The organism is Blastococcus sp. TF02A-30 (assembly GCF_003319185.1).
Classification (GTDB): Bacteria; Actinomycetota; Actinomycetes; order Mycobacteriales; family Geodermatophilaceae; genus Blastococcus.
The window spans coordinates 38,297-53,703 of record NZ_QOHJ01000003.1; the positions used below are offsets into that span (position 1 = coordinate 38,297).

General features: G+C 75.3%; 20 protein-coding genes and 1 tRNA gene. 12 read left to right on the forward strand and 9 right to left on the reverse strand.

The annotated features are described in order from the left end of the window. The first annotated feature begins 7 nt into the window (after window positions 1-7). From DQ241_RS07205 to DQ241_RS07225, 5 genes are read left to right on the forward strand one after another with little or no spacing between them, the layout of a single operon-like run. A complete protein-coding gene (locus DQ241_RS07205; RefSeq protein WP_113829520.1) occupies window positions 8-613 on the forward strand; it encodes a TetR/AcrR family transcriptional regulator in 606 nt (201 codons plus the stop codon). Window positions 614-652: 39 nt separating this feature from the next. Next, complete coding sequence (locus DQ241_RS07210; RefSeq protein ID WP_113829521.1) at window positions 653-1,486, forward strand: alpha/beta fold hydrolase; 834 nt, start codon at window positions 653-655, stop codon at window positions 1,484-1,486. Continuing rightward, the gene (locus DQ241_RS07215; protein ID WP_113829522.1) at window positions 1,467-2,813 is read left to right on the forward strand and encodes an MFS transporter; all 1,347 of its coding nucleotides are present in this window, start codon (window positions 1,467-1,469) and stop codon (window positions 2,811-2,813) included. The genes DQ241_RS07210 and DQ241_RS07215 overlap by 20 nt, the downstream gene beginning before the upstream one ends. Window positions 2,814-2,864: 51 nt before the next feature. Then, the gene (locus tag DQ241_RS07220) at window positions 2,865-3,209 is read left to right on the forward strand and encodes a cupin domain-containing protein (RefSeq protein WP_113829523.1); all 345 of its coding nucleotides are present in this window, start codon (window positions 2,865-2,867) and stop codon (window positions 3,207-3,209) included. A 36-nt stretch (window positions 3,210-3,245) separates the two neighbouring features. Then, on the forward strand, window positions 3,246-4,361 hold the full coding sequence (locus DQ241_RS07225; protein ID WP_113829524.1) for an NAD-dependent epimerase/dehydratase family protein: 1,116 nt from the start codon (window positions 3,246-3,248) through the stop codon (window positions 4,359-4,361). Window positions 4,362-4,365: 4 nt separating this feature from the next. Here DQ241_RS07225 and DQ241_RS07230 read toward each other — a convergent pair whose 3' ends face one another. Both DQ241_RS07230 and DQ241_RS07235 read right to left on the reverse strand, forming a co-directional pair. Next, window positions 4,366-5,022 (reverse strand): PaaI family thioesterase, encoded by a 657-nt coding sequence (locus DQ241_RS07230; protein ID WP_158545892.1) that lies wholly within the window; start codon window positions 5,020-5,022, stop codon window positions 4,366-4,368. Further along, a complete protein-coding gene (locus DQ241_RS07235) occupies window positions 5,015-6,169 on the reverse strand; it encodes an acyl-CoA dehydrogenase family protein (RefSeq protein ID WP_113829526.1) in 1,155 nt (384 codons plus the stop codon). The genes DQ241_RS07230 and DQ241_RS07235 overlap by 8 nt, the downstream gene beginning before the upstream one ends. A 175-nt stretch (window positions 6,170-6,344) precedes the next feature. Here DQ241_RS07235 and DQ241_RS07240 point away from each other — a divergent pair, with 175 nt between their 5' ends. After that, window positions 6,345-6,788, forward strand: coding sequence for an STAS domain-containing protein (locus tag DQ241_RS07240; RefSeq protein ID WP_113829527.1), 444 nt, complete (start codon window positions 6,345-6,347; stop codon window positions 6,786-6,788). Window positions 6,789-6,791: 3 nt separating this feature from the next. Here the strand turns inward: DQ241_RS07240 and DQ241_RS07245 are convergent, their stop codons facing one another. After that, on the reverse strand, window positions 6,792-7,646 hold the full coding sequence (locus DQ241_RS07245) for an aldo/keto reductase (protein WP_113829528.1): 855 nt from the start codon (window positions 7,644-7,646) through the stop codon (window positions 6,792-6,794). 60 nt (window positions 7,647-7,706) lie between these two features. On the opposite strand from DQ241_RS07245, the gene DQ241_RS07250 reads away from it, so the two are divergent. Further along, on the forward strand, window positions 7,707-8,288 hold the full coding sequence (locus DQ241_RS07250; protein ID WP_113829529.1) for a histidine phosphatase family protein: 582 nt from the start codon (window positions 7,707-7,709) through the stop codon (window positions 8,286-8,288). 30 nt (window positions 8,289-8,318) lie between these two features. Here the strand turns inward: DQ241_RS07250 and DQ241_RS07255 are convergent, their stop codons facing one another. Continuing rightward, window positions 8,319-9,434: an EAL domain-containing protein gene (locus DQ241_RS07255; RefSeq protein ID WP_113829530.1), complete on the reverse strand. Its 1,116-nt coding sequence runs from the start codon at window positions 9,432-9,434 to the stop codon at window positions 8,319-8,321. A gap of 137 nt (window positions 9,435-9,571) precedes the next feature. On the opposite strand from DQ241_RS07255, the gene DQ241_RS07260 reads away from it, so the two are divergent. Further along, complete coding sequence (locus tag DQ241_RS07260; protein WP_113829531.1) at window positions 9,572-10,192, forward strand: TetR/AcrR family transcriptional regulator; 621 nt, start codon at window positions 9,572-9,574, stop codon at window positions 10,190-10,192. A 71-nt stretch (window positions 10,193-10,263) separates the two neighbouring features. Here DQ241_RS07260 and DQ241_RS07265 read toward each other — a convergent pair whose 3' ends face one another. Then, the gene (locus DQ241_RS07265; protein WP_113829532.1) at window positions 10,264-10,494 is read right to left on the reverse strand and encodes a DUF3618 domain-containing protein; all 231 of its coding nucleotides are present in this window, start codon (window positions 10,492-10,494) and stop codon (window positions 10,264-10,266) included. Between the two features lie 88 nt (window positions 10,495-10,582). Between DQ241_RS07265 and DQ241_RS07270 the strand changes: the two genes are divergently transcribed. Next, window positions 10,583-10,663: transfer RNA gene (locus DQ241_RS07270), tRNA-Leu, on the forward strand. 24 nt (window positions 10,664-10,687) lie between these two features. Here DQ241_RS07270 and DQ241_RS07275 read toward each other — a convergent pair. Then, window positions 10,688-11,608 carry a hypothetical protein gene (locus tag DQ241_RS07275; protein WP_113829533.1) on the reverse strand — a complete coding sequence of 307 codons (921 nt, stop codon included), beginning with the start codon at window positions 11,606-11,608 and terminating at the stop codon, window positions 10,688-10,690. A gap of 113 nt (window positions 11,609-11,721) precedes the next feature. Here DQ241_RS07275 and DQ241_RS07280 point away from each other — a divergent pair, with 113 nt between their 5' ends. After that, window positions 11,722-11,967: a hypothetical protein gene (locus DQ241_RS07280; RefSeq protein ID WP_113829534.1), complete on the forward strand. Its 246-nt coding sequence runs from the start codon at window positions 11,722-11,724 to the stop codon at window positions 11,965-11,967. On the opposite strand, the gene rdgB is transcribed toward DQ241_RS07280, so the two are convergent. Further along, a complete protein-coding gene (gene rdgB / locus DQ241_RS07285) occupies window positions 11,961-12,596 on the reverse strand; it encodes an RdgB/HAM1 family non-canonical purine NTP pyrophosphatase (RefSeq protein WP_113829535.1) in 636 nt (211 codons plus the stop codon). The genes DQ241_RS07280 and rdgB overlap by 7 nt on opposite strands. Beyond that, window positions 12,593-13,315: a ribonuclease PH gene (rph, locus tag DQ241_RS07290; protein ID WP_113829536.1), complete on the reverse strand. Its 723-nt coding sequence runs from the start codon at window positions 13,313-13,315 to the stop codon at window positions 12,593-12,595. Before rph ends, rdgB begins: the two co-directional genes overlap by 4 nt. A 77-nt stretch (window positions 13,316-13,392) precedes the next feature. Between rph and DQ241_RS07295 the strand changes: the two genes are divergently transcribed. Both DQ241_RS07295 and bcp read left to right on the forward strand, forming a co-directional pair. Beyond that, on the forward strand, window positions 13,393-13,797 hold the full coding sequence (locus tag DQ241_RS07295) for a YjbQ family protein (protein WP_199584184.1): 405 nt from the start codon (window positions 13,393-13,395) through the stop codon (window positions 13,795-13,797). Between the two features lie 56 nt (window positions 13,798-13,853). Continuing rightward, window positions 13,854-14,348, forward strand: a complete 495-nt coding sequence (gene bcp / locus DQ241_RS07300; RefSeq protein WP_113829537.1) for a thioredoxin-dependent thiol peroxidase — start codon at window positions 13,854-13,856, stop codon at window positions 14,346-14,348. An 89-nt stretch (window positions 14,349-14,437) separates the two neighbouring features. Here bcp and DQ241_RS07305 read toward each other — a convergent pair whose 3' ends face one another. Beyond that, on the reverse strand, window positions 14,438-15,394 hold the full coding sequence (locus tag DQ241_RS07305; protein ID WP_199584185.1) for a DNA polymerase domain-containing protein: 957 nt from the start codon (window positions 15,392-15,394) through the stop codon (window positions 14,438-14,440). Between the last annotated feature and the right edge of the window lie 13 nt (window positions 15,395-15,407).

Consider the following 15,407-nt stretch of genomic DNA (forward strand, 5'->3'; position numbering starts at 1 on the left):
GCGCGTCATGAGAGCTGAGTCACAGGCCCCGCCGCGCCGCGGCCGTCCCGGGCACTCACGGGAATCGCTGCTGGCCGGCGCGGTGGCCGTCTTCGAGGAGCGCGGCTTCGAGGCGACGAGCATGGACGACGTCGCCGCGCGGCTGGGCGTCACGAAGTCGGCGCTCTACCACCACGTGCGCGGCAAGAACGAGCTCCTGCGGCTGGCGCTGGACCGGGCGCTCGACGGCCTGTTCGCCGTCACCGGCGAACCGGGGGTTCGCCAGGGCCGCGCGATCGACCGGCTGGAGCACCTGGTCCGCGGCTCGGTCCGGGTGCTCGCCGCCGAGCTGCCGTTCGTCACGCTGTTGCTGCGGCTGCGCGGCAACTCCGACGTCGAGCGGGCCGCGCTGCAGCGGCGTCGCGAGTTCGACCGGTTCACCGGCGACCTGGTGCGCGCCGCCGTGGCGGAGGGCGACGTGCGCGCCGACGTCGACCCCGCGCTGCTCGGCCGGCTGCTCTTCGGCACGGTCAACTCGCTCACCGAGTGGTACCGCCCCGACGGTCCGCTGTCCGCCGACGCCCTGGCCGACGCCGTCGTCGCCGCCACCTTCACGGGGCTGCGCACCGGCTGACCGGTGTGCGGACGCCCCGCACGGGGCAGAGCAGCCCCCGTGGACAGCTTCCGCCGCGACGGCCTGACCTTCGACGTCCGCGACGCCGGCCCCGAGGACGGCGAAGCCGTCGTCCTGCTGCACGGCTTCCCGCAGGACTCCCGCGCCTGGGACCGGTTCGCTCCGGCCCTGCACCAGCACGGGCTGCGCACCCTGGCGCCCGACCAGCGCGGCTACTCCCCCATGGCACGGCCCCGCGGCCGGCAGCACTACCGGCTGCGCGAGACGGTCGGCGACGTGCTGGCACTCCTGGACGCGGCAGGGCTGCAGGACGCGCACGTCGTCGGGCACGACTGGGGCGGCATCGTCGGGTGGGCCCTCGGCGCCTGGCACCCCGACCGGGTGCGCACGCTCACCGCGCTGTCGGTCCCGCACCCGGCGGCGATCGCCACGGCGCTGGTGACCAGCGACCAGGGGCTGCGCTCCACCTACGTCGGCGTGTTCCAGCTGCCCCTGCTCCCCGAGCGGCTGCTCCTGGCCGGCAACGGCGCGACCCTGCGGCGGGCGCTGCGGCACGGCGGTCTCCCGGACGACGTCGTCGACCACTACGTGGCGCGGATGCAGGAGCCGGGGGCGCTCTCCTCCGCCCTGGGGTGGTACCGGGCGCTGCCACTGGGGGTTCGCGACCCCGTGGGCACCGTGCGGGTGCCGACGCTGCACGTGTGGAGCACCGGCGACGCGTTCCTCGGCCGGACCGCCACCGAGGCGACCGCCCAGCACGTCGACGCCCCGTACCGGCTGGAGATACTCGACGGCGTGCCGCACTGGATCCCCGAGCTCGCCGCGGACGACGTGGCCGACCTCGTCACCGCCCATGTCCGCACAGCCGGCTGAGCGGGCGCCGGCCGCGCTCGCCCGCTCGGAGCGGCTGGACCGGCTGCCGTTCACCCGCGAGCACGGCCGGCTGGTGTTCGGCTCCGGCCTCGGCTGGGCCCTGGACGCGATGGACGTCGGGCTCATCTCCTTCGTGATGACGGCGCTGGCGGCGCAGTGGGCGCTGACGTCGACGGAGCTGTCCTGGATCGGCTCGATCGGGTTCGCCGGGATGGCGCTGGGCGCGACCCTCGGCGGGCTGCTGGCCGACCGGTTCGGGCGCCGCCAGGTCTTCGCGCTCACCCTGCTGGTCTTCGGCCTGGCCACCGGCGCGGCCGCCCTCTCCTGGTCGATCGGCGCGCTGCTGGTCTTCCGCTTCCTCATCGGGCTGGGGCTCGGCGCCGAGCTGCCGGTCGCCTCGACGCTGGTCAGCGAGTTCGCCCCGGCCCGCGTGCGCGGTCGGGTCGTCGTCCTGCTCGAGGCGTTCTGGGCGGTGGGCTGGACGCTCGCGGCCCTGATCGGCTACTTCGTCGTCCCCTCGTCCGACGACGGCTGGCGCTGGGCACTGGCGCTCGGGGCGGTGCCGGCCGTCTACGCCGTCGTCGTGCGGCGCGGCCTGCCGGAGTCCGTCCGGTTCCTCGAGCTGCGCGGCCGGGTCGACGAGGCCGAGCGGACGGTGCGCCGGTTCGAGCGGGCGGCCGGCGTCGACGCCGTCCCCTCGCCGCCCCCGGCCCCGCCGGTGACCCCACCCGGCCCGCGGGCCCTGTGGGCGGCCGGCACGCGCGGGCGCACCGCCGCGCTGTGGGTGGTCTGGTTCGGCATCAACTTCTCGTACTACGGCGCCTTCATCTGGCTGCCGACGCTGCTGTTCAACGACGGGTTCTCCCTGGTCAAGTCGTTCGGCTTCACCCTGGTGATCACGCTGGCGCAGCTGCCGGGCTACGGCGTCGCCGCGGTGCTGATCGAGCGGTGGGGGCGCCGGCCGACGCTGGCCACCTTCCTCGTCGGCTCGGCGGGGAGCGCCGGGCTCTTCGCGGGGGCCGACGGCGAGACCGCGATCCTCGTCAGCGGCATGCTGCTGTCGTTCTTCAACCTCGGCGCGTGGGGCGCGCTCTACGCGGTGACGCCGGAGGTCTACCCCACGGCACTGCGCGCGACCGGGGCCGGAGCCGCGGCCGGCTTCGGCCGGCTGGCCTCCATCGCCGCCCCGCTGTGCGTGCCGCCGCTGCTCGACGGCGGCGGCAACGGGCTGGTCTTCGGCACCTTCGCCGCCTTCTTCGCCGTGGCCGCCCTGGCGGCGTGGGGGCTGCCCGAGCGCCGCGGCCAGACCCTCGACGTCGTCGGCTGACCACGCGCGAGCCCCTTCTCGCGGGCCTGCCCGCGGAGGACGGTTCCTGGCATGGACCTGGACCCCGTGACGACGAACCCCCAGCACTACCGGGTGGTGTTCGAGAACGCGCGCGTGCGGGTGCTCGAGTACACCGACGAGCCGGGCGAGCGGACGACGCCGCACGAGCACCCCGACAGCGTGATGGTGACGCTGAGCTCCTTCCGCCGTCGCCTGCACGCCGGCGGGGCCTCCCGCGACGTCACACTGACGGCGGGCACCGCGGGGTGGCTGCCCGCGCAGCAGCACGCCGGGGAGAACACCGGCGACACCCCCACCCACGTGGTGTTCGTCGAGCTCAAGGAGCCGGCTGCCCAGGTTTCCGGCGAGGTGGCGCTCGGCCTCGGTCCCGACTGACCGGTTGCTGCCGGGCAACCCGGGTAGCGGCAGGTCATGGCTGAGTTCTCCCCTGGCTCCCTGCGGGGCGCCACCGTCGCGGTCACCGGCGCGAGCGGCAACGTCGGGACGGCGCTGCTGCGGCGGCTCACCCGCCCCGGGAGCGGGGGCGCCGAGGTGCGCGGCCTGGCCCGGCGCACTCCTCCCGGCGTGGCCCCCTACGACGGGGTGCGCTGGTTCTCCGCGGACATCGGCGACGCGCGCAGCGAGGCCGAGCTGACCCGGTTCCTCGACGGCGTGGACGCCGTCGTGCACCTGGCGTGGGCGCTGCAGCCGGGCCGGCAGCCCGACCGGCTGCACCAGGTCAACGTCGAGGGCACCCGGCGGGTCGCCCAGGCCGCCGCCTCCGCAGGTGTCGGCCAGTTCCTGCACATGTCCTCGATCGGCGCCTACGCCGCCGGGGCCGTCGGGCAGAAGGTCACCGAGGACTGGCCCACCACCGGCATCCCCAGCGCCCAGTACAGCCGCGACAAGGTGGAGGCCGAACGGGCGGTGCGCGCGGTCTTCGCCGGCTCGGCGACGGTGCTGTCGATCACCCGCCCCACGCTGGTGCTGCAGCCGCAGGCGGCCAGCGAGATCGGGCGCTACTTCCTCGGCCCGCTGCTGTTCGGGGCGGCCCGGGTGCTCCCCGGCGCGGTCGCGCGGCTGCTCCCCCTGCCGCTGCCGAACGTGGCGCTCTCCTTCATCCACGCCGACGACGTCGCCGACGCCCTCGAGCGGATCCTCGACCGGCGCGCCCCCGGCCCGTTCAACCTGGCCGCCGAGCCGGTCCTCGACGCGAAGGCCATCGCGGCGGCGCTGGGCACCCGGCGGATCCCGGTGCCCGCGGCGCTGATCCGGCCGGCGCTGCACGCGGCCTTCGCCGCGCACGTGGTGCCCACCGAGCCGGGCTGGCTGGACCTCGGGGTCTCGCTGCCCGCGCTGGACACCACCCGCGCCCGCAAGCAGCTGGACTGGGCCCCCTTCCACCGCAGCGACGAGGTGCTGCCCCAGTTCGTGGCCGCGCTGGGCAGCGGTCAGGGCGGGCCCGGGGCACTCCTCATGCCGGCGGCGGGCCCGGAGCTCGACCCGGCCGGCGACCCGGCCAACGCGCCCGGCCCGCGCGCGAACTGAGGGCTCAGCTCCGGGTGGTCCACGCCGCGACGTCGCGGCCGGTGGGGGCGAAGACGTCCGCCGCCCGCTCCGGGCGCAGCGCGACGAACAGCCCCTCGGCCTCGGCGAGCGTGGTCCCCGGGTCGTCCTCGGCGACCAGCCGGGCGGTGGCCGTGGTCCGCCGTCCCTCCGTCGTCCCCGTCTCGGCGGTGGCGAGCAGGGCCACGCCGAGCCGGACCGGGCGCCGGTAGGTGACGGTGAGGGTGGCGGTGAGCCCGCCCTTGCCGGCGGCGCGCACGGCGCGCGCCAGGACGTGGTCGAGCACGGTGGCGACGACGCCGCCGTGCACCAGCCCCGGCGGGCCCTCGTGCGCCTTGCCCAGGGTCACCCGCCCCGTCGCCCGGCCGTCGGGCGAGTCCGTGGCGACCACCGGCGGGGCCACCGGGTTCCCGGGGCCGTAGACCGGGCTGTACCAGCGCTCGCCGGTGGCGGGATCGTCGACCGAGGCGACGTCGAAGAGCCCGCGGCCCTCGGCCCGCAGCCGGGCAGCCAGGTCGCGCACGGCTGCGGCGACGCCGGTCAGCTCCCCCACCGGCACCTCGGTGCGCACCGCGGCGTCGACCAGGTCGCGCAGCGCCGTCCCCAGCTCGCCGACGGCCTGCCGGCGACCGGGGTCAGGCACGGGGCATGCCGGCCTCGCGGAGCAGGCCACCTCCGACGATCACCCGCTGCACCTCGCTGGTGCCCTCGTAGAGCCGGAACAGCCGGGCGTCGCGGTAGAAGCGCTCGACCGGGGTGGTCCGCAGGTAGCCCATGCCGCCGTGCACCTGGACGGCGCGGTCGACGGCCCGGCCCACCATCTCGGTGCAGAAGAGCTTGGCCGACGAGGGGCCGATCGAGGTGTCCTCGCCGGTGTCGTAGCGGGCCGCCACGTCGAGCACCATGCTGCGGCCGGCCAGCAGCTCGGCGTGCATGTCGGCGAGCATCCCCTGCACGAGCTGGAACCGGCCGATGGGGGCCCCGCCCTGCTTGGCGGTGGCGGCGTAGGCGACCGACTCGTCGAGGACGCGCTGGGCCATGCCCACGCAGAGCGCGGCGATGTGCAGCCGGCCGCGGGAGAGCACGGTGAGCGCCTTCGAGTAGCCGCGGCCCTCCTCGCCGATGAGCGCGTCGGCGGGCACCCGCACGTCGTCGAAGAAGACCTCGGAGGTCCACGCGCCGGCCTGGCCCATCTTCTTGTCCTTGGGGCCGACCGTGACGCCCGGCGCCGTGGTGTCGACGACGAAGCTGGAGATGCCCCGGCCGCCCTTCTCCGCCGGATCGGTGCGGGCGAAGACGACGAAGAGGTCGGCGATCGGTGCGTTGGTGATGTAGCGCTTGCTGCCGTTGATCAGCCAGCCGTCGCCGTCGCGGCGGGCGCTGGTGCGCAGGGCCGAGGGGTCCGATCCCGCCTCGGCCTCGGTGAGGGCGAACGAGCCGATCAGCTCGCCGGACGCCAGCCGGGGCAGGTACGCCTTCTTCTGCTCCTCGGTGCCGAACCGCGCGATCACCTGGCCGGCGATGCCGTTGTTGGTGCCGAACAGGGAGCGGAACGCCGGGGTCGTGTAGCCGAACTCGAAGGCGAGCTGGACGTCCTCGGTCATGGTGACGCCGAGCCCGCCGTGCTCCTCGGGGAGGGCGTACCCGAACAGCCCCATCTCGGCGGCCTGGGTGCGCAGCTCGTCGGGGATGCGGTCCTCGTCCTCGATGCGCTCCTCGAGCGGCAGCACCTGCTCGCGGACGAGCTGGCGCACGGCGTCCCTGATCTGGCGGAAGTCCTCGGCGTCCACGCCGCCATGGTGGACCCTGGCCTGCCGGCGCGCTCCGCGGGGTCCCGGATCGCCATGACTTAAAGCACTCAAATCATCGCTCTCCGTTGCCAAGCGGCGGCGGAACGCCCTAGGTTCGGAAGCACGGCGCTCGAGCCCCGAGGCGACCGCGAGCCGCTCTTAGGCGGGAGGCACGATGCCCCAGCTCCACGCCGTCCTCGTCCCCGCGCACGGCCAGGTGGTCGTCCGCCTCACCGGGGACGCCGACCTGTCCACCGCGCCCCTCGTGGAGGACGCCCTGGTGCAGGCGGCGGCGCTGGGGACACCCCAGCTCGTCGTCGACGTGGCCGCGGCCCGCTTCTGGGACTCGTCGTGCCTGCGCACGCTCGCCGCCGTCACGGCCGAGCTCGCCGCGGCGGGGCGGGCGTGCCGGGTCGTCGGCGCCGGGGCGACCACACGGCGCCTGGTGCGCGCCGCGATGCTGACCGACGCGCTGGTCCTCGACGGCGCCGTCGCCGATCTGCCCGGGGCGCCGGCGCCCAACGTCGTCGCCGAGATCCCGGAGCGCCGCCGGCCGGCACCGCTCCCCTCGCGGGGGCAGTCCGGCCAGCGGCTGGTGGGCGCACCGTCGGTGCGCTGAGGATCAGGCCAGCGCGTCGAGCCGCGCCATGTCCTCGTCGGACAGCGTGAGCCGGGCCGCACCGAGGTTCTCGGTGAGGTGCTCGACCGACTTGGTCCCCGGGATCGGCAGGATCACCGGCGACTTCTGCAGCAGCCAGGCCAGCGCCACCTGCGACGGCGTCGCGTCGAGCTCGCGGGCGATGTCGGCGACCGGGCTGTCCGGAGCGGCCAGGTTGCCGGTGGCGATCGGGAACCACGGGATGAAGGCGATGCCCTCGGCCGTGGCGTAGTCGAGCACGTCCTGGCTCTTGCGGGTGGTCAGGTTGTAGAGGTTCTGCACGCTGACGATCTCGGTGATCGCGCGCGCGGCCTTCAGCTCCTCGACCGAGACCTCGGAGACGCCGATGTGCCGGACCTTGCCCTGCTCCTTGAGCTCGGCGAAGGCCCCGAGCTGGTCGGCCAGCGGGACCTCGGGGTCGATGCGGTGCAGCTGGATGAGGTCGATCCGCTCCACCTCCAGGTGCCGCAGCGAGAGCTCGACCTGCTGCTTGAGGTACGCCGGCCGGCCCACGGGCGTCCAGACGTCGGGGCCCTGGCGGGTCAGCCCCGCCTTGGTCGCGATGACCAGGTTCTCCGGGTACGGGTGCAGCGCCTCGGCGATGATCTGCTCGCTGACCTCGGGACCGTAGGAGTCGGCGGTGTCGATGAAGTCGACGCCCTGCTCGACGGCGGCCTGCACGACGCGAACGGCGGCGGCGCGGTCGGCCGGCTCGCCCCACACGCCGGGGCCGGGGAGCTGCATCGCGCCGTAGCCCAGGCGGTGGACGGGCAGGTCCCCGCCGATGGAGAAGGTGTCGCTCAGCTGTGCAGTGGTCATGCCAGGAGCCAGCACGGCTCCGCCCGCGCGTGTTCCCCGGTCGGCGTGTTCGATGGAGCCGTGGGTGACATCGTGGTGCTGCGGCACGGGCAGACCGAGTGGAGCCGCAGCGGCCAGCACACCGGGGTCACCGACCTGCCGCTGCTGCCGGAGGGCGAGGAACGGGCGCGGGCACTGCGCTCCTCGCTGGGCGAGCGGACGTTCGTGGAGGTGCGGGTCAGCCCCCTGGAGCGGGCCCGCCGGACGGCGGAGCTCGCCGGGCTGGCGGCGACGGCGGTCGACCCGGACCTCGTCGAGCTCGACTACGGCGGCTACGAGGGCCGGACGACGGCGGAGATCAGCGCCGAGCTCGGCCGGAGCTGGTCGATCTGGGTGGACGGCACCGTGCCCGGCGACACCCCCGGCGAGAAGCTGGACGACGTCGCCGCGCGCGTGGACCGGGTCCTCGACCGCGTCCGGCCGCGGCTGGAGGACGGTGACGTGGCGCTGGTGGCGCACGGGCACGTGCTGCGCATCCTGGCCGCGCGCTGGCTGGGGCTCGGCCCCGAGGCCGGCGCCCTGTTCGCGCTGCCCGCCGGGGCCTACGGGGTGCTCGGGCACGAGCACGAGCGCCCGGTGCTCACCGGGTGGGGGCTCTCCTGATCCTCGCGCCCGGCGCCACCCCGGGGCTCCTCAGCGGGAGCGGCTGACCCCCACCGGCTGCCAGCGGCCCTCCTTCTCCTCCACCGGCGGCTCCGGGCGGACCGGCCGGCCGAACAGCCAGCCCTGGCCCATGTCCGCGCCCAGCGCGGCGACCTGCTCGGCCAGCTGCTCGGTCTCGATGCCCTCGGCCACCACGACCGCGCCGAGCTGGTGGGCGAGGTCGATGACCGCCTTGATGACCGTGCGCGCGCCGTCGTCGGGCAGCTCCTGCACCAGCCCCTTGTCGAGCTTGACCACCTCCGGCCGGACGGCGGCCAGCAGCGACAGGCTCGACCAGCCGGCGCCGACGTCGTCGAGGGCCACCCGCCAGCCCAGCGAGCGGTAGTGCTCGAGCACCGAGACCAGGTGCCCGCGGTCGGCGACGGCGTGCGACTCCACGACCTCGAAGACCAGCTGCTGCGGCGGGATGCCGGTGCTGTGGGCCACCCGCTCCGTGCTGGCCAGGCAGACCTGCGGCCGGAAGATCGAGGTGGGGTTGAAGTTGATGAACAGGTCGTCGTCGCCGAGCCACGGGACGGCGCCGGCGATGGCTGACTCCCGGCCGATCCGGTCCAGGCGGTGCAGCCAGCCGGCCTGCTCGGCGACGAAGAAGAGGTCTCCCCCACCGACCTCCCGGCCGTCCACGATGCCGCGCAGCAGGCCCTCGTGGGCGACGACGGAGCGGTCGGCCAGCGCGACGATCGGCTGGTAGACCGACCAGAACTCGGCCTCGGCGAGCACCCCGACCTCGACGGTCACCCCGCGCCGGGCGAGCTCCACCGCCAGGCTGGGCGCGGTCAGCAGCCGGGAGGTGAGCGCGGCGCCGTCGGCCGGCGGGTCGGTGGCGATCCGCACCGCCTCCATCTCCGCCGCGGTGAGGTCGCGCGCCAGCTTCTGCAGGAGGCGGTCCAGCCCCCGCCCGCCCCGGTCGTCGACGACGTCGACGAGCTGCGGAGCGGTGTAGACGGTCAGCCCCAGCGCCTTCGCGGTGCGCGAGACGGTGGGGAGCACGTGCCCGATCGAGGTGGCGAACAGCGCGCGCGTGGCGCTGCCCGGCACCTCCCAGTTCTGGCGGCAGCCGCAGACCCCGCCGCAGATGGTTCCCACCCCCGCAGGATGACCGACGCGGCGCGGCCGCCGGGGCAGGCGCGCGGCGACCGACCGGGCGCCTAACGGGTGACTCTCAGCGAACTCTCAGGAGAAGTTCTCGATCTCTCCAGACTTAAGTGTCTAAGGTTTCGGCCATGGCCGTTCTCAGTCCGACCGACGTCCGTCCCAGCCGCGGTGGGCGTCCGCGTGACCCCAGCCGTGACGGTGTCATCCGCGCGGCCATCCTGCGGCTGCTGGCCGAGGTCGGGTACGGCGCGCTGACCATGGACGCGGTCGCGTCCGAGGCAGGCGTCGGCAAGGCCACGATCTACCGCCGCTGGCGCACCAAGGAGGACCTGGTCGTCGACACGGTCTCCGACCTCAACGCGGTCGAGGCCACGCCGGCCGACACCGGCTCGCTCGAGGGCGACCTCCGGCAGATGCTGCACTCCATGGTCGGCTCCATCACCGGCCCGGCGGGTGCGGCGGTGCTGTCCCTGCTGTCGACCGTCCCCCACCAGCCGGCGCTGGCCGAGGCGTTCCGCGCCGGCCCCCTCGAGGTGTGGCGGCGCTCGTTCCAGCAGGTGTGGGAGCGCGCCGAGCAGCGGGGCGAGGTGACCGCCGGGATCTCGGCGACGCCGGTCGGCGAGACGGTGAGCGCGCTCCTGGTCCAGCGCTGGCTGCTGACCGGCGAGCCGGTCACCGAGGCCTACGCCGACGAGGTGCTCGACACCGTCATCCTGCCGCTGCTGCGCGCCGGTGGCGCCACCGCCTGAGACCCAACGCGACGACGACCGCCGCGTCGCCCCTGCCCGGGGCGGCGCGGCGGTCGTCGTCGTGCGGCGGTTCAGTCGTTGCGGTGGCGGATCTTCTGGACGACGACGAACGTGACGAGCAGCCCGACGGCGCCGACGGTCGCCTGCCCTGCCGGGGTCTGCAGGAAGCGCACGACGGCGTCCTTGCCCTTGGCGCGCAGCCGCGTCGGGCTGGTCCGGTACGTCAGCTGGTCCAGGGTGGCGGCCAGCGACTCGCGGGCGGCGTCGATCTCCAGCTGGATCTGTCGAGGGTCGCGAGGCACGGCGACAGCCTGCCAGACGACGCCGCGACCGGCCTGTCCACGGTCCTCGCGGGCACCCGCGCGGGGGACTCCTAGACTCCTGGACCACGCGGGAGTGGTGTAACGGCAGCCACGCCAGACTTAGGATCTGGTGCCTTCGGGCGTGCGGGTTCGACTCCCGCCTCCCGCACCTGGTTCCCGCTGCGCGGCCGCCTCAGGGGAGGAGCAGACGCAGGTCCATCTCGGCCGACGCGACGTCGGGGTCGTCGTCGTCCACCACGGCCAGCAGGTGCACCTCACCGCCCGCCACCCGCCGCAGCGCCAGCCCCTCCACCTTGTGCACGCGACCACCCGGCTCGGGGATCGGCGCCACGGCCAGCACGCTGTCCCCGTCGGCCAGCGCCAGCGCGGTCGCCACCACGGGCCCGTCGTCCACCGCGTTCGGGGTGTCCTCCGCTGCCAGGCTCAGGACCACCCGGCCGTCGGGCAGCGCCACCGCATCGGTCACCGCCAGCCCGACGCCGTCCACCGTGCCGAACTCGTAGCTGCGCGGCCGGTGCACGGGCACCGACCCGGCATCGCCCCGGTCGAGCACGGCGGCGAGCACCCACGCCAGCGGCACGTCGACGCTCGCCGTGGCGATCCCCGCCGCCGGGATGCCGCGGTGGAACCACCGGACGTGGTCGCCGTGCCGGCTGCCCCCCTCGAGGTTCAGGTCGCCGGGAGGGAGGCCGAGCCGCCCGGCGACGCGCTCGTACAGCGGCGTCAGGTCGGCCGCGGTCACGACCGGCTCCCCCGCCACGAGCCGCACGGCGGCGCCGCGCATCCGGTGCGGGGAGGAGCCCGACCCGAGCAGCAGGACGGCCGGGTCGCCGTCCACCTCGGCCGGGCAGGCCACCTCGAGATCGGGCTTGAGCGCCTTGGTGCCCTCGGCCGGCGTGAACCGGTCGAGCCCCTCGACCGACGGCAGGACGCGCACCGCGGTGACCGACCCGGGCCGGCGCCACGCGGCCCAGGTGGAGTCGTCCTGGACGACCAGCCAGCCGTCGCCCAGCGGCGCCACCCCGGAGGCCGCGGTGACCGGCGTCCCGTCGTCGAACCGCAGCGCCCGCACGTCCTCGATCTCCACCCGCACGGCGTTGCTGTGCCCGGCCGGGCGGGTCCGCTACCGCGGCTCCCTCACCCGGTGGGGGTGCGCTCCCCCGGGCGGTGCTCGGGTCGCGGCCCCCGGACGCCGTTCTGAGGAGCATGACCTCGAGTGCCTCCTCCGCCGCCTGGCTGCCCGCCGCCATCGCCCGGGCGGCCGTTGTCCACCCGGCCTCGCGGACCGTGCCCGGCGGCCGGCACCGCGCCCCCGAGGTGACCGGTGCCCCGTTCCGCATCGCGATGCCCGACGACCTCAAGCGCCCGGGCCGGCACGCCGCGCCGGAGGACGCCGTCGTCGAGCGCGAGGAGGACTTCCTCGACCGGCTGGGCTTCCGCCCCGCCTACTGAGCGCTGCGCTGTCCGGCGGCAGGGCCGCCGAGCACCTCGGCGATGACCGGCACGAGCGCGGCGAAGGCCTGGCCGCGGTGGCTGCGCGCGTCCTTCTCCCCCGGCGACAGCTGCGCGGACGTCACCTCGAGCCCCTCGGGCACGAACACCGGGTCGTAGCCGAAGCCGTTGGTGCCGCGCTTCTCCCCGATCACCCGGCCCCGCCACTCGCGCTCCAGCACCCGCTCCACACCCTCGGGCGTGACGAGCGCGGCGGCGCAGACGAACGCGGCACCCCGGCGGTCCTCCGGCACGTCGGCGAGCTGGCCGAGCAGCAGCGCCGTGTTGGCGTCGTCGTCCCCGTGCCGGCCGGACCACCGGGCCGACAGGATGCCGGGCATCCCGTTGAGCGCGTCGACGCTCAGCCCCGAGTCGTCGGCGACGGCGGGCAGCCCCGTGTACCGCACCGCCTCGCGCGCCTTGAGCAGCGCGTTCTCCGCGAAGGTGGCGCCGGTCTCGGGCGCCTCGGGGTACTCCTCCACGTCACCGAGCCCGAGCACCTCGACCCCCGGGACGGCGGACTCGAGCAGCCGGCGCAGCTCGGCGAGCTTGCCGGCGTTGCGCGTGGCCAGCAGGAGGCGGGCGCTCATCGGGCCAGGGCCTCCGCCTGCAGCCGGGTGAGCTCGGCGCAGCCGGCGACGGCGAGGTCGAGCAGGCGGTCCAGGGTCGGCCGGTCGAAGACCGCGCCCTCGGCGGTCCCCTGCACCTCGACGAACCCGCCGTCGCCGGTGCAGACGACGTTCATGTCGGTCCCGGCGCGCACGTCCTCCTCGTAGGCGAGGTCCAGCCGCGGCTCGCCGTCGATCACGCCGACGCTCACCGCGGCGACCGACTGCACGACGGCCTCCGGCTTGGCCAGCTTCTTGCGCTCCCCCAGCCAGGAGACGGCGTCGGCGAGGGCGACGTAGGCGCCGGTGATGGCGGCGGTGCGGGTGCCCCCGTCGGCCTGCAGGACGTCGCAGTCGATCGCGATGCTGTTCTCCCCGAGGGCGCCGAGGTCGATCGAGGCGCGCAGCGAGCGGCCGATGAGCCGGCTGATCTCGTGGGTGCGGCCGCCGATCCTGCCCTTGACCGACTCGCGGTCGCTGCGGGTGTGGGTGGCCCGTGGCAGCATCGAGTACTCGGCCGTCACCCAGCCCAGGCCCGAGCCCTTGCGCCAGCGCGGCACGCCCTCGGTCACGCTCGCCGCGCAGAGCACGCGGGTGCGGCCGAACTCGACGAGCACCGAGCCCTCGGCGTGGTCGAGCCAGTTGCGGGTGATGGTCACCGGACGGAGCTGGTCGGCCGTGCGGCCGTCGGGGCGGGTCACGGGAGGCCAGCGTAGTGCGCCGCCCGGCACGGCCCGCCGCCGTGCGCCCGCGCGACTTCCCCGACACGATGCCTCCCATGCGTTCCGAACTGCGTGCCGTGCGGACCGGCGGCGTCCCGGTGGTGGTCGATCTGACCGACGAGTGCGCGGAGTTCGTGCGGCAGGAGGGCGACGGCCTGCTGCACGTCTTCGTGCCGCACGCCACCGCGGGGATCGCCCTCATCGAGACCGGGTCCGGCAGCGACGACGACCTGCTGGCCCAGCTCGACGAGCTGCTACCGCGCGACGACCGGTGGCGGCACCGGCACGGCAGCCCGGGCCACGGCCGCGACCACGTGCTGCCCGCGTTCGTGCCGCCGCACGCCAGCGTGCCGGTCCTGGAGGGGCGCATGCAGCTCGGGACCTGGCAGCGGATCTGCCTGGTCGACACCAACACAGACAACCACCAGCGGCACGTGCGGTTCTCGTTCCTCGCCGGCTGAGCGATCCGGCGATCCCCGCTGCACTCCGGTCGGTCGGACACGGCAGGATGCCGGGCATGACCGACAGCGCGACCGACACGGCCCCCGTCCGCCTCTCCCCCGGCGACCCGGCTCCGGAGTTCACGCTGCCCGACGCGGACGGCAACCCGGTGTCGCTCTCCTCGTACCGGGGGCGCCGGGTGATCGTCTACTGCTACCCGGCGGCGCTCACCCCCGGGTGCACGACCCAGGCGGTCGACTTCACCGCCGCCGCCGGCGAGCTGGCCGAGGCGGGGCTGGACATCGTCGGCGTCTCCCCCGACCCGGTGGAGAAGCTGCAGCGGTTCCGGGAGAAGGAGGGCCTGCGGATCACCCTGGTCTCCGACCCCGACAAGGCCGTGCTGTCGGCGTACGGCGCCTACGGGCCGAAGAAGCTGTACGGCAAGGAGGTCGTCGGCGTGATCCGCTCGACGTTCGTCATCGACGCCGAGGGCCGGGTCGAGAAGGCCGCGTACAACGTCAAGGCCACCGGGCACGTCGCCAAGCTGCGCCGCGACCTCGGCATCGGCTGACGCTCACGCCCGCCACTGCCCGGGCGCGCGGCGGGGCAGGCCTGCCCCGCAGAGGTGGCCGCCGTCCCGGGCAGCGGCCGCCGCCGATGTCAGTCCCCTGTGCCCTCGGCCTCCCGGGCACGCTTGCGGCGCTTGCCCTCGTGCATCGCCTGCACCCGCGCCACGGGGATGGTGTGGCCCTCGGCCACGAGCGCCCCCGGCAGCCGTTGCGGCAGCGGCAGCGCCTCCGCCCACGGATCGCGGTCCCCGAGCAGCCCGGCCGCCGTCGCCACGGTGAAGTCGCCGGGCCGGACGGCGTCCAGGTCGTCCCACGCCACCGGGAAGGACACGGGCAGTCCGGGCCGGATCCGCGGGCTGTACGCGGCCACGATCGTGCCCTGGCCCGAGCGGGTCGAGTCGATGAACACCCGCCCGCCCCTGTCCTCCAGGAGGTAGGCGGTGGTCGCCAGCTCGGGGTCGAGGGCGGCGGTGCGGGCGGCGAGCGCGCGGGTCGCGGCGGCGACGTCCTCCACCGGTGAGCCCTGCACCGGGACGACGACGTGCAGCCCCTTGGACCCGCTGGTCTTGACCGCGCCGCCGAGGCCGGCGTCCTCCAGGGCGCGCCGCACGAGCCGGGCCGCTGCCACCACCACGGGGAAGTCCGCCCCCTCCGGCGGGTCCAGGTCGAGCACCAGGCCGGTCGGCTCTGGGGAGCCGGCGCGCAGGAAGGGCACGTGCAGCTCGACGGCGCGCTGGTTGCCCAGCCACAGCAGCGTCCGGCGGTCGTCGCAGAGCACCTGGTGGATCTCCCGGTGCGAGCCCTCCGACCACACCGGCACGGTGCGCACCCACTCCGGGGCGCCCTTGCTGACGTTGCGCTGCATGAACGGCGGCTGGCCCGGGCGCACCCGCTTGACCGACAGCGGCCGCCCCGCCAGGAGCGGCACCAGCCGGTCGGCGGCGGCGTCGAAGTGGTCGACCAGGTCCCGCTTGGTCACCTCGAGCCCGTCGCCCAGCGGCGAGTCCAGGCTGCTCAGCGCGACGCCGTCCCGTTCCTCGTCTGCCACGGCGATCACGCTG